Here is a 13479-nt window from a genome sequence, read left to right as displayed (position 1 = left end):
TGTACATAAATATAACCAAGCTTTGTACTTGTAAAAGCAAATAAGGAGGATGAGTGATTATGAATTTCCCAGTTATAAAAAAAGCATCTTATATTTTAGTCAATACTCCAGATATGGTAATTCACAATGGAACTACACAAACATTAGAGAGAGAAACAAATCCAGATTCCGAATATTTAAGAGATATGAAGAGTCATTTAAGAGGATTTCATGAGGTTGTGGCATATGCCCCAAACCAAACATATATAGGAAACATAACTCCAGAGGAATTAGCTGAAATGCCAAGACCTTGGTATGGCAAAAATGTTGATAATGCAGATAGATTTGGTAAATTTGGTGAAATCATGCCACAGGATGAGTTCTATGGTTTAATGAAAATTTCAGATGTATTTGATCTTGTATTACTCGAGACTTCTTTTGCAGAGTGTGTAAAAGAAAAATTATCAAAACACCCATTAATAGCTAGTAAAGTGGAAAAAATAGTTGGTGAGGAAATAGATAAAATTAGAAGCCTTGTTGAAGACAATGGTGCAGAAGGACTATACGAGGGAACAGAACTAATAGGTTGCGTAAGACGTGCTCACGAATTTGACCCAAACCTTTGCGCACATTATATGCTAGAAAACATAGCTGTTAAAGCTTCAGGCATTCTTGCAGGACTTCACTTAGTAAACAACTTAGATATTCCAATAGAAGAAATTGGTTATATATTAGAATGTTCTGAAGAGGCTGTAGGAGATATGAACCAAAGAGGTGGCGGAAATTTAGCTAAATCTATAGGTGAAGTTGTAGGACTTGTTGGCGCAACAGGGTCTGATATTAGAGGATTTTGTGCTGCTCCAACTCATGCCTTAGTAAATGCTGCGTCCTTAGTTAAATCAGGTATATTTAAAAATGTACTTGTTGTTGCTGGAGGAGCTACTGCAAAACTCGGTATGAATGGTAAAGATCATGTCAAAAAGGGATTATCTATACTTGAAGATTGTTTAGGTGGCTTTGCTATTCTTGTTTCAGAAAATGATGGAGTTAGCCCAATACTTCGAACTGATGTAATAGGAAAACATACTATAGGACATGGAGCAGCACCACAAGCAGTACTTGAAGCATTAGTAATGGAGCCATTAACTGCTGCAGGAATGAAAATAACAGATGTGGATAAATATGCACCAGAAATGCAAACTCCAGATATAACTGAGCCTGCAGGCGCAGGGGATGTACCTACACAAAATTATAAAATGATTGGAGCTCTTGCAGTTAAAAAGGGACAATTGGATAGAAAAGAATTACCTAACTTTATTAAGCAACATGGATACCCAGGATTTGCACCAACACAAGGACATATACCTTCAGGAGCGCCTATTGTTGGACACGGAATAGAGCATATAAAAGAGGGAGTTTTGAAAAACTTTATGATAATCGGTAAGGGAAGTTTATTCCTCGGAAGAATGACTAACTTATTTGATGGAATCTCTATTTTAGTTGAAAAAAACCCAGGTAAAGTAGAGCAGCAATCAGGAATTAGTAAAGAAGAAGTTAAGGCTATGGTTGGAGACGCAATGAAAGATTTTGCGGATTATTTATTAAATAAATAATGAATAAAAAAATATATAATAATTTAATTTGTCGCTTAGAAAAGGGGTGTAGATATGAGTGAAAATGCAACTAAACAAATGATTGCTGAAGTATTTAATGATATAGCTAATGGCATAAAAAGCGGAAAATTTAAAAATAGTGTTAGAATAGGATTAACTACATTCGGATCAGAACACGGAGTAGAAGAAATGGTAAAGGCTGCAGAAATTGCTAAAAATAAATATGATGATTTTGAGATTGTTTTAATAGGACCAAAGGTAGACGCTGACTTTGAAATTATAGAAGTTAAGACTGCCGAAGAAGGTCATAAAAAAATGACTGAGTTATTAGAAAGTGGCAATTTAAGCGGATGTGTTACTCAACATTTTGATTTTCCAATAGGAGTATCTACAGTTGGAAAGATAGTAACACCGGGCAGGGGAACTGATATGATATTAGCTACCACTACTGGAACTTCTTCTACCAATAGAGTAGAAGGAATGGTACTTAATGCAATTTCAGGTATTGCTGCAGCTAAAGCCACAGGTATCAAAAATCCAACTGTTGGAATACTAAATTTAGATGGAGCAAGACAAGTTGAAAGAATATTAAAGGAAGTACAAGGTAATGGATATGATTTTAGATTTGCAGACTCACTAAGAGCTGATGGTGGTGCAGTTATGAGAGGGAATGACCTTCTCGCAGGAACACCAGATGTTATGGTATGTGATTCATTAACTGGTAACCTTTTAGTTAAAACTTTCGCGTCTTTCACTACAGGAGGCAACTACGAGACAGTAGGTGCGGGATATGGGCCAGGTATTGGAGAAAATTACGATAAACTTGTTAATATAGTTTCAAGATCTTCCGGAGCACCATTAATAGCGGAAGCACTAAAATATTGTGCTATTTGTGCAGAAAACTCTGTTTTGGGCATAGCAAGAGATGAATTTGCGAGTGCTAATAGTGCAGGGCTCAAAGAAGCCATAAACAAGGTTATTAAAAAGGTAGAAAAAGTAGATACAGAAGAAGAAGTAAAAATGCCAAAGAAAAGAGTTGTTATATTTCCTATCCTTGGAATAGATATACTTGAACTTGAAGATGCATGTAAATCATTATGGAAAGAAGGAATCTATTCGGAAAGTGGTATGGGATGTACAGGACCAGTAGTTTTAGTTCCAGAAGAAGAATCAGACAAAGCTATTGAAATTCTTAAAAAAGCTGAATTTATGAATTAATGACATTTCCTTCTGAAGTCATTAATATACAGCTCCGCAGGAGATGAATTAATTTACTTTTAAATTAAAAACAAAACTCTCACTAAATTAATAGTGAGAGTTTTTCTATTATTTTACAAAAAAAATGAAAAAAATATAAAAACATATATATACTTAATTATTAGTTGCTATTAATAAAAAATTCATATATAATTTATTTAATATACTATATGAAATGTGTTTAGCATATATTTTATAGTGAAATGTTATTTGAAAATTAAGTAACCGTTAACATGTATAGAAATTTAGGAAAATTTTTTGCAATAAAAGGATTTTTTTAATTTTTATAGAATACTAACATGCAAAACAAAAAAGTATTTTATTAATTAATTACTTATGGGGAGGAATTATTATGAACAAGAAAAAGGTAGTTGCAGTACTTGCAGCAGTAGCTGTAGTTGCAACATTATTTGTGGGTTGTGGAACTAAGAAGGTAGCGGAAGTACCAAAAACAGAAGCACCAAAAACAGAAGCAGCAAAACCAACTAAGACTATAGGACTTTCTACTGATGAAGGTGGATTAAATGACAAATCATTTAACCAATCAGCAGATGAAGGGGTTAAAAAGGCTAAGGCTGAAGATGGTTTCACGTACAATGCTATCGAATCTAAAAAGAAAGAAGACTATACAGCTAATTTAGAATCATTAATTGAAAATGGTTCACAGTTAACTTTCGCTATTGGATTTCAAATGGCAGATGCAATGACAGAAGTTGCTAAAAACCATACTGACAAACACTTTGCGATTATAGACTCAGAAGTTAAGTTACCAAATGTAACATCTATTACTTTTAAAGAGCAAGAAGGTTCTTTCTTAATGGGAGTAATTGCTGGAAAGATGACTAAAACTAATAAAATCGGATTTATTGGTGGAAAAGATTTTGATTTAATAAATAGATTTGAAGCTGGTTTTGCAGCTGGTGTTAAAGCAGTTAACCCAGAAGCTGCAAAAGGTTTATTAAGCTCAAATGGAAAAACTCCAGGAACAACTGTAAAATATGCAGATAGTTTTGATGATTCAGCAAAAGGATATGAATTGGCTAAATCATTATACCAAGGCGGTTGCGACGTAGTTTATCATGCAGCAGGCGGAGTTGGTATTGGTTTATTTAAAGCAGCTCAAGAATTAAAAGATAGTGGAAAACCAGTTTGGGCTATCGGAGTTGATATGGATCAATCCTTAACAGTTCCAAAATACGCTGGCGTTATACTTTCAAGTATGATAAAAAGAGTTGATATAGCAACTTACAATGAATCTAAAGCTGAAGTTAAAAACGAATTTAAAGGTGGTACAGTTACTAACCTTGGATTAAAAGAGCAAGGCGTAGGTATAGCTGAAACATCTAGTAAAAACGTACCAAAAGCTGTTTTAGATATAGTTAAAACATATCAAGATAAAGTTATAGCTGGACAAATAGTTGTTCCAGCAAATAGACAACAAGCAATGGATTTTAAATAAATTTAATATTTTTTTAAATTTATTATTTACTGATTTATGCTTTATAGTATACAATAAGAGCTAGATGTATTACATCTAGCTCTTTCTAAAAATAATGGTATTTTAGATACGTTTTAAAAGGAAATCCTCCACCTCTAGAGGTGGTGATGTTATTACCACAGCAATCATAACACTTTAGTGGGTTTTTAACGACGTTTCAGCACCATAGGTGATGGAGTCACCTGAGGTGATGATTAATCTTTTTAAGGAGGAAAGCAAATGGAAAAGGTAATCGAAATGAAGGGCATAACTAAGGTTTTTCCAGGAACTATTGCCAATGACAATATAGATTTCGAACTATTAAAAGGAGAAACACACGTTCTTCTTGGTGAAAATGGTGCAGGAAAAACAACCCTTATGAATATTCTTTATGGACTATACAAACAAGAAAAAGGAGAGATTTATGTAAACGGTAACCTAGTAAATATATCTACTCCAAATGATGCTATAAAATTAGGTATAGGAATGGTTCATCAACATTTTATGCTTGTACATAATTTCACTGTGGCACAAAATATAGTGTTAGGTATTGAACCTAAAAAAGGCTTTAAAATTGATATGAATAAAGCAATACATGATGTTAAAGAAATTTCAGAAAAGTATGGTTTTGCTATTAATCCAAACTCAATCATAGAAGATATTTCAGTAGGACAACAACAAAGAGTAGAGATACTAAAGGCACTATATAGAGGTGCTGAAATTTTAATACTAGACGAGCCTACTGCAGTTTTGACACCTCAAGAAATTGTGGAACTAGGGAATATAATTAGAAATCTTGAAAAAGAAGGAAAATCAGTAATACTTATTACACATAAATTAAAAGAAGTTATGAGTATGAGTGATCGAGTTACTATAATTAGGCGAGGTAAGGTAACTGGTACAGTAAAAACTAAAGAAACAAGTATAGACGAATTAGCTGAACTTATGGTGGGCAGAAAAGTAAATCTAACCGTGGACAAGAAGCCTGCTATGATAAAAGGAGAAATATTAAAAATTGAAAATCTTTGTGCCAACGATCAAAGAGGATTACCTGCTGTAGATAATTTGAAATTAACAGTATATGGGGGAGAAATTCTAGGTATAGCTGGTGTCGATGGCAATGGTCAATCAGAATTTTTAGAGGTTCTAACTGGGCTTCGCAAGCCTAAGAGTGGGAATATTACAATAAATGGAAAAAGTATATATGGTAAATCACCAAGAGCTATTATGTCAGCAGGTGTTGGTCATATACCAGAGGATAGACAAAAGAGAGGGCTTATTTTAGATTACTCTTTGTTTGAAAACTCAATACTGGGAATTCATAAAAATGCACCGTTTAGTAAAGGTATAGTTATGAATTACAGTGAAATTAGAAAACATTGTGATGAACTTATTCGCGAATTTGATGTTAGAACACCTAATTCTGAGGTAAACGCGGAATCATTGTCAGGTGGTAATCAACAAAAACTTATAGCAGCTAGAGAAATTTCAAAAGATCCAGAACTATTAATAGCAGCACAACCTACAAGAGGTCTTGACGTTGGAGCAATTGAATATATTCACAAAAGACTGGTGGGAGAACGTGATAAGGGCAGGGCGGTTTTATTAGTTTCCTTAGAGCTTGATGAAATACTATCACTATCAGATAGAATAGCTGTAATGTATGATGGTAAAATAGTAGATATACTAGATAGATGTGATGCCACAGAGAAAAAACTTGGTATACTTATGGCTGGTGGTACTCTTTCTGAAACACCGAAAGGAGTTAAAAATAATGAATAAAGCTAAAAATAAAGATAGCAAATTTGTTAAAATAGCAAAGAACACTCTTAAAACACTTGCATTTCCGTTGCTTTCAATAATAGTTTCCATATTTGTTGCTGTGTTCTTTGTAATGTGGGCAAAAGGATATTCTATATTACAGTATTTTTCAGCTTTAGGTGACTTATTTCGACTTATATATAAAGGTGGGTTTGGTAATGAGAGAGTAACCTTTGTTACTATTTCAGAAGTTACTCCACTAATATTTACAGGAGTTGCAAATGCAGTGGCATTTAAATGTGGACTATTTAATATAGGTGTAGCGGGTCAATTTATACTTGGAATGCTAGCAGCGGCTTTTGTAGGAACTATTCCAGGATTAAATCCAGTAATTCATATAGTATTAATTATTCTTGCAGGGCTTGTAGCCGGTGGAATATGGGGAGCTATCCCAGGATATTTAAAAGCTAAGGTAGGTACTCATGAAGTTATTAATACAATTATGATGAATTATATATCTATGGCACTGGCTAATTTTCTTATATTAAGAACTAGCTTTGGAGTGCCAGGTAAAGCAAGTACTGCAACTATACAAGAGAGTGCACAACTTCCTAGGTTTGTTTCTGGTAGTGGAGCTAATGTTAGTGTATTCCTTGCCATAGCGGTAGCAATTTTTATATTCTGGCTATTATGGAAAACTACTGTTGGGTATGAAATAAGGGCAGTTGGTATAAATCCACATGCGGCAGAATATGGTGGAATCAATGTAGCAAAAAATACAATACTTGCTATGGTGATTTCAGGTGCAATAGCAGGTGTTGGTGGGGCGTCGCAGGTTGCGGGTGTTCTTCATAATGTAAAAGACTTTATGGCACTTCCCTCCTATGGGTTTGATGGTATTGCAGTTGCACTACTTGCCAAGAGCAATCCTATTGGATGTATAGCCTCAGCTCTATTATTCGGAACATTAAATAGTAGTGCTAGAACTCTTCAATTAAATGGAATACCAAAAGATATAGTTTATTTAATCCAAGCTATAATTATTATATTTGTAGCTACAGATTATATTGTTAAGTACTTCTCGGAAAAGAAAAAAAAGGAGGCGATTACAAATGAGTAGTGATATTTTAATAAATTTGTTAGCGCAAACTTTAAGAATAGCAACGCCTCTAATTTTTGCAGCACTCGGTGGTATATTTTCTGAAAAATCAGGTGTAGTTAATATAGGCCTTGAAGGTATGATGGTAATAGGCGCTTTCTTTGGAGTATATGGAAGTTATTTGTTTAGTCCATTGCTTGGCCCAGTGTATGGTCCACTAATAGGAATACTTTTTGGTGTTATAGCTGGTGGAGTTTTGGGGTTAATACATGCAGTGCTCAGTATACATTTGCGTGCAGATCAAGTAATTTCAGGTACTGCTATAAATCTTTTTTCCACGGCCCTTGCTAGCTTCTTAATATTTAAGCTATTTAACGGCAAGGGTGGTCAAACGGATATAGTAACAGGGCTTTCCTATAACATCCCAAATTGGATTAGAAATATACCATTAATAGGTGATTTTATAGATCAGTTAAACTGGTTTGTAATATTAGCAATTATTTTAGTATTTGTCTCACATTATGTATTATATAAAACACCTTTAGGACTAAGAATTAGAGCTGTAGGAGAGCATCCAAAGGCTGCTGATACACTAGGAATAAATGTTTATAAAATAAGATATTTATGTGTTATTTTATCAGGAATGCTTGCGGGACTTGGTGGAGCAGCCTTATCCCTTGGTATAACTCCACTTTACAGAGAAGGAATGGTAGCAGGACGTGGATTTATTGCTTTAGCTGCAGTTATCTTCGGTAATTGGAAGCCTTTTGGAGCCCTTGGTGCTAGTTTATTATTTGCTTTTGGTTCGGCATTTAATATTTTTGCACAGGGACTTAGCTGGAATTTACCTACAGAAGTATACGATGTTATTCCATATGTACTTACTATGCTTGCACTTGCAGGTTTTGTTGGAAAAACCACAGGGCCATTGGCAAGTGGGAAGCCCTATGATAAAGGATCGAGGTAATATTTTAAAAATAAAAAAACTCAGCATTTGCTGAGTTTTTTATTTTAATAGAAGGTGCCTTAAGACATAATCTATATTTATATACTGTGCTATGTTATAATATTTATAATCTGACTTAGATGAGGTGATGGATAAAATGAACATTAATTTTGGTTTGAATTTGATCCAAGAACAAAAATTAATAATGACGCAAGAAATGCAGATGTCTGTTAAACTTCTTCAAATGTCAGCATACGAACTGGGTCAATATGTAAATAAAGAGATGCAAGAAAATCCGGTGCTAGAGGAAAAAGATTTACAAAATACTAGAAGCAATAGCAATGAAGCAAATGATTATAAAGAAGCAAAGGATTATAAAGAAATAATTAAATATCTTGAAAAAGATGATTACAAAGTAAAAAATCACAGTTCTAAGGCTGAGAATGAAGAAGTCTCACCTTTTTATTATATTGCACAGGAAAAATCTCTTAAAGATTATCTTATGGAGCAAATAGGAGAATTAACTGAAAAACCTGAAATCCTGGACATATGCAAATACATGGTGGAAAACTTAGATACAAAAGGATATTTGTCTGCAGAATTATCTGATATATGCAAGGAGCTTAGAATATCAAATGAAGTGGCTGAAGATGCACTTAAAATTCTCCAATCCTTAGACCCTCAAGGAATCGGAGCTAGGAATTTAAAAGAATGTTTAAAAATTCAATTATATAACCTGGGCAATAATGATGAAAATATCTATAAAATCATTGAAGAGTATTTAGAATTATTGGCAGAAAATAAATATAATGTTATAGCTAAAGAACTGAAAATTACAATTACTCATGTTCAGAAATATGTAGACATAATAAAAACTTTAGAGCCTAAGCCATCAAGAGGATTTTATACTGGTGAGACGGTTAAATATATTGTACCAGATGCCTACATTAATAAGATTAATGATCAATATTTTATTTCTATGAACGAAGATGTGCTACCAAAGCTTAATATAAATTCATTATATAAGGAAATTATTAATAGCGGAAAAGACGCAGAGGCAGTAGAATACGTAAAAGATAAAATTAATAGTGCAATGTTTCTTATTAAAAGCATTGAACAAAGAAAAAATACTGTGTATAGAGTTTTGGAAGAGATTTTAGAGGTTCAAAAGGAATATTTCGATGACGGCGACCAATACTTAAAACCAATGACACTTAAAAGAATTGCTAATAATTTAGAAATGCATGAATCCACTATAAGTCGGGCAATTAGAGAAAAATATGTTAGCGTAAATAGTGGTAAAATCATTAAAATAAAGGATTTATTTACTAACGGAATTACCTCGGTTATAGGTGGAGAGGATATATCTACAATTAATATTAAGAGCGCAATAAAGGAAATGGTGGATCACGAAGAGCAAAAGAAGCCACTATCAGATCAAATTATTTCTAATCGATTAAACATAGAAGGTATGAATATTTCAAGAAGAACTGTAGCAAAATATAGAGAAGAACTTGGAATTAAGAGTTCTAGTAAACGTAAAAGATTTTAGGTGAAATATTAAATTAATCCTCTAGTTAACAAAATGTTAACAACTTTTTTTCAAATACTAATTTAAAAAAGTTAGTATTTCATCTATAATGTAAGTGGGAACAAAAAATATGTGCTGGGACTTAAATAGTCCAGAGAGGTGTTCAAGTGCTGAATATATTAAAATTACAACAAAAGGTAGTGCCAGAACTTATAGAACTTCTCCAAAAAAGGTATGATATACTAAGAGTGATATATTATGATGGACCTATAGGACGAAGAATTTTGGCGAATGACATGAATATAAGCGAGAGAATAGTAAGAAATGAAATAAACTTTTTGAAATCTCAGAATTTAATTGAGGTTAATGCATCAGGCATGTTTATAACAACTGATGGAGAAGAAATTATAAATAAGTTAAAAGGTTTTATTCATGAGATTAAAGGCTTATCAAAAATTGAGAAGTTTATTGAGAAATATTTAAATCTTCACCAAGTTATAGTTGTTCCTGGAGATGTAGACATCGATAAAAGTGTGCTTAAAGAACTTGGAAAAGTAGCTGCTAGTTATGCCATGGACATTATTAAAGATAATAGTATAATTGCAATAACAGGTGGATCAACAGTTAAACAAGTTGTAGAGGGTTTTACTAAAAATAATAAATATAACAATATTTTAGTGCTTCCAGCTAGAGGCGGTATGGCAAGAAACGTAGAAATTCAAGCTAATACATTAGTGGCAAGACTTGCAGATAAAATTGGGGGTAATTATGAATTACTTCATGCACCTGATAATTTGAGCAATGCGGCACTTGAAACTATATTAAATGAAAAAGAAATAAAAAACATAATTGAAAAAATCAGAAGTGCCGAAGTTCTTATTTATGGCATAGGAATCGCTACAGACATGGCTAGGAAAAGAGGTCTATCGGAAGAGGATATAAAGGACCTAAAAGAATTAGGTGCTGTAGGAGAGACTTTTGGACATTATTACAATGAATTAGGAAAAATAGTTCATTCTACACCTACTATTGGGGTGAAAAATGAAGATGTCAAAAATATTAAAACCCTAATTGCGGTAGCAGCTGGAAAAAATAAAGCTAGAGCCATTATAGCAACTGAAATCAATCGTTCAAGCGCAGTTTTAATAATTGATGAAGCAGCTGCGAAAGAAATTATAAATATTCTAGAGAAAAAAGAGTAAACTATATAATGATTTTGTAAAAGAGAAAATTATATATTTACATATAATTATTTTATAAAAATTTAGGAGGTTTTGTCAAATGATAAAAGTAGGAATAAATGGATTTGGTAGAATAGGAAGAAATGTATTTAAAGCACTAGTGGCAAACTATGCTACAGAATTACAGATAGTAGGAATCAATGACTTAACAGATGCTGCAACACTTGCTCATCTTTTAAAATATGATTCACTTTATGGAAAATTTAACGGAACTGTAGAAGCTAAAGAAAGCTCAATAGTTGTTAATGGAAAAGAAATTAAAATATTCGCAGAAAGAGATCCAAAAAACATAGATTGGAATTCACTTGGAGCAGAAATAATAATAGAATCTACAGGATTCTTTACAGATGCTACTAAAGCAAATGCACATTTAGGCGGAAGTGTTAAAAAAGTTCTTATATCAGCACCAGCAAAAAATGAAGATATAACAATAGTACTAGGAGTTAACGAAGAAAAGTACGATGCAGCAAAACATAACATAATTTCAAATGCGTCATGTACAACAAACTGTTTAGCACCATTTGCTAAAGTTTTAGACCAAGAATTTGGAATAGTTAAAGGTTTAATGACTACAATTCATTCATATACTGGAGATCAAAGATTATTAGATGCTCCACATAGTGATATGAGACGTGCAAGAGCTGCTTGTGAATCAATGATTCCAACTACTACTGGAGCTGCAAAAGCTGTAGCATTAGTTCTACCACAATTAAAAGGAAAATTAAACGGATTCTCATTAAGAGTTCCAACTCCAACAGTTTCATGTACAGATTTAGTATGTGAACTTTCAAAGAATGTTACTGCAGAAGAGATAAATGCAGCATTTAAGAAGGCTTCTGAAACTACAATGAAAGGAATTCTTGGATTCTGTGAAGAACCATTAGTTTCAATTGATTTTAGAGGAGACGAAAGATCTTCTATAATTGATGCACCATCAACTATGGTTATTGGAGATAACATGGTTAAAGTTGTAGCTTGGTATGATAATGAATGGGGTTATTCAAATAGACTCGCAGATTTAACTAAATATGTTGCAGACAGACTATAAGAATTAATTTTACTATAAAACTGTTAGCATACTATAATCTAACTGTAGGCAAACAGTAAGTATAATATTAAGGTTTGGTTTTATAGTTAATCTATGAAATCAGGCCTTTTTAAATATAGGAATAGCAAGTGAAATTTATACTAACAATAATCATTGTAAGTTATCTGAGTTTTGTATAATAAACAGTATGAGAGGAGAATGTGTATGAAATTTAATAAAAAAACTATAGAAGATATCCAGGTTAAAGGTAAAAGGGTTTTAGTTAGATGTGATTTTAATGTGCCATTAAGTGAGGGTGTAATTACAGATGTAACCAGACTAGAAGGTGCAATGCCTACAATAAATTATTTAGTTAAAAATGGAGCAAAAGTTATTTTATGTTCACACCTTGGGAAACCAAGTGGAGAGCCAAGACCTGAGCTTTCACTAGCACCAGTTGCTAAGAAATTAAGTGAAATGCTAGGAGAAGTAGTAATTTTTGCAGCAGACCCAAATGTAGTTAGTGATAAAGTGAAATCTGCCGTATCAGAAATGGAAAACGGAGATGTTTTATTATTAGAAAATACAAGATATAGAAAAGAAGAAACTAAAAACAGTGAAAATTTTTCTAAGGAACTCGCATCCCTTGCAGATGTATTTGTAAATGATGCCTTTGGAACAGCTCATAGAGCACATTGCTCTACGGTTGGAGTAACGCAATTTATTGAAACTTCAGTATGTGGATATTTAATTCAAAAGGAATTAAAATTCTTAGGAGAAGCAGTAGATAACCCAGTTAGACCTTTCGTGGCAATTTTAGGTGGAGCTAAGGTTTCAGATAAAATAGATGTTATTGCTAATTTGCTTGAAAAAGTAGATACTTTAGTAATTGGTGGAGGAATGGCCTACACATTCTTAAAAGCTGGTGGTTATTCTATTGGAAGTTCACTAGTTGAGGAAGACAAAGTAGAATATGCTAAAGATATGATGCAAAGAGCTGAGTCTAAAGGAGTTAAGTTCTTGTTACCAGTGGATCACATTGTTGCAAATAGATTTTCAGCTGAGGCAGAACCAGTAGTAACTGATAATCAAAATATCCCAGATGGATATATGGGACTTGATATTGGACCTAAGACTGCAGAAATGTATAAAGGTGCTATAAGCATAGCTAAAACTATTATTTGGAACGGACCAATGGGAGTATTTGAATTTGCAAATTTCGCAAAGGGAACTATAGCAGTAGCTGAAGCTATGTCAAAGGTTGACGGAACTACTGTAATAGGCGGTGGAGATAGTGCAGCTGCAGTTAACCAATTAGGATTCGGAGATAAGATGACTCACATATCTACAGGTGGTGGAGCGTCACTTGAATTTTTAGAGGGTAAATTGTTACCAGGAATTGAAGCTCTTACAAATAAATAAATAAATAAATAAATAAAATTTTGTTATTTTAAATTTTAATTAGATATTAGTTGTTGCCTCCCTCAAAAAATCGTTTTAAAGACTAATGAGGGAGATAACAATTAATAGTTCACATCTACCACAAAA

At 33.0% G+C, this 13479-nt stretch carries 10 protein-coding genes; all 10 read left to right on the top strand.

The window, feature by feature from the left end:
• Positions 1–59: 59 nt before the first annotated feature.
• The 10 genes from grdC to G9F72_RS22240 all read left to right on the top strand — a co-directional run bounded on the left by grdC (position 60) and on the right by G9F72_RS22240 (position 13353).
• A complete protein-coding gene (gene grdC, locus G9F72_RS22285) occupies positions 60–1592 on the top strand; it encodes a glycine/sarcosine/betaine reductase complex component C subunit beta (RefSeq protein ID WP_164959020.1) in 1533 nt (510 codons plus the stop codon).
• A 54-nt stretch (positions 1593–1646) separates the two neighbouring features.
• Positions 1647–2810, top strand: coding sequence for a glycine/sarcosine/betaine reductase complex component C subunit alpha (gene grdD, locus G9F72_RS22280; RefSeq protein WP_164959019.1), 1164 nt, complete (start codon positions 1647–1649; stop codon positions 2808–2810).
• 391 nt (positions 2811–3201) lie between these two features.
• Positions 3202–4308 (top strand): BMP family protein, encoded by a 1107-nt coding sequence (locus G9F72_RS22275; protein ID WP_164959018.1) that lies wholly within the window; start codon positions 3202–3204, stop codon positions 4306–4308.
• 258 nt (positions 4309–4566) lie between these two features.
• Positions 4567–6108: an ABC transporter ATP-binding protein gene (locus tag G9F72_RS22270; protein ID WP_164959017.1), complete on the top strand. Its 1542-nt coding sequence runs from the start codon at positions 4567–4569 to the stop codon at positions 6106–6108.
• Positions 6101–7207, top strand: a complete 1107-nt coding sequence (locus tag G9F72_RS22265) for an ABC transporter permease (protein ID WP_164959016.1) — start codon at positions 6101–6103, stop codon at positions 7205–7207. Before G9F72_RS22270 ends, G9F72_RS22265 begins: the two co-directional genes overlap by 8 nt.
• Positions 7200–8153, top strand: a complete 954-nt coding sequence (locus tag G9F72_RS22260) for an ABC transporter permease (RefSeq protein WP_164959015.1) — start codon at positions 7200–7202, stop codon at positions 8151–8153. The genes G9F72_RS22265 and G9F72_RS22260 overlap by 8 nt, the downstream gene beginning before the upstream one ends.
• Before the next feature lie 142 nt (positions 8154–8295).
• Positions 8296–9684 (top strand): RNA polymerase factor sigma-54, encoded by a 1389-nt coding sequence (gene rpoN / locus G9F72_RS22255; protein ID WP_187356100.1) that lies wholly within the window; start codon positions 8296–8298, stop codon positions 9682–9684.
• Between the two features lie 146 nt (positions 9685–9830).
• The gene (locus tag G9F72_RS22250) at positions 9831–10865 is read left to right on the top strand and encodes a sugar-binding transcriptional regulator (protein ID WP_164959013.1); all 1035 of its coding nucleotides are present in this window, start codon (positions 9831–9833) and stop codon (positions 10863–10865) included.
• Positions 10866–10944: 79 nt separating this feature from the next.
• Positions 10945–11952, top strand: a complete 1008-nt coding sequence (gene gap, locus G9F72_RS22245) for a type I glyceraldehyde-3-phosphate dehydrogenase (RefSeq protein ID WP_164959012.1) — start codon at positions 10945–10947, stop codon at positions 11950–11952.
• A 204-nt stretch (positions 11953–12156) separates the two neighbouring features.
• Positions 12157–13353 (top strand): phosphoglycerate kinase, encoded by a 1197-nt coding sequence (locus G9F72_RS22240; RefSeq protein WP_164959011.1) that lies wholly within the window; start codon positions 12157–12159, stop codon positions 13351–13353.
• Positions 13354–13479 lie beyond the last annotated feature (126 nt).

This window comes from Clostridium estertheticum, assembly GCF_011065935.2.
Taxonomy (GTDB): Bacteria; Bacillota; Clostridia; order Clostridiales; family Clostridiaceae; genus Clostridium_AD; species Clostridium_AD estertheticum_A.
The sequence above is the reverse complement of the archived record's forward strand: the minus strand, read 5'-3'. Positions and strand labels throughout refer to the sequence as shown.

Excerpts from the sequence above, each read along its gene's own strand:
- gap (WP_164959012.1), top strand. The coding sequence starts at position 10,945 with ATGATAAAAGTAGGAATAAATGGATTTGGTAGAATAGGAAGAAATGTA.
- grdD (WP_164959019.1), top strand. The coding sequence starts at position 1,647 with ATGAGTGAAAATGCAACTAAACAAATGATTGCTGAAGTATTTAATGAT.
- G9F72_RS22240 (WP_164959011.1), top strand. The coding sequence starts at position 12,157 with ATGAAATTTAATAAAAAAACTATAGAAGATATCCAGGTTAAAGGTAAA.
- G9F72_RS22265 (WP_164959016.1), top strand. The coding sequence starts at position 6,101 with ATGAATAAAGCTAAAAATAAAGATAGCAAATTTGTTAAAATAGCAAAG.
- G9F72_RS22275 (WP_164959018.1), top strand. The coding sequence starts at position 3,202 with ATGAACAAGAAAAAGGTAGTTGCAGTACTTGCAGCAGTAGCTGTAGTT.
- G9F72_RS22260 (WP_164959015.1), top strand. The coding sequence starts at position 7,200 with ATGAGTAGTGATATTTTAATAAATTTGTTAGCGCAAACTTTAAGAATA.
- grdC (WP_164959020.1), top strand. The coding sequence starts at position 60 with ATGAATTTCCCAGTTATAAAAAAAGCATCTTATATTTTAGTCAATACT.
- G9F72_RS22270 (WP_164959017.1), top strand. The coding sequence starts at position 4,567 with ATGGAAAAGGTAATCGAAATGAAGGGCATAACTAAGGTTTTTCCAGGA.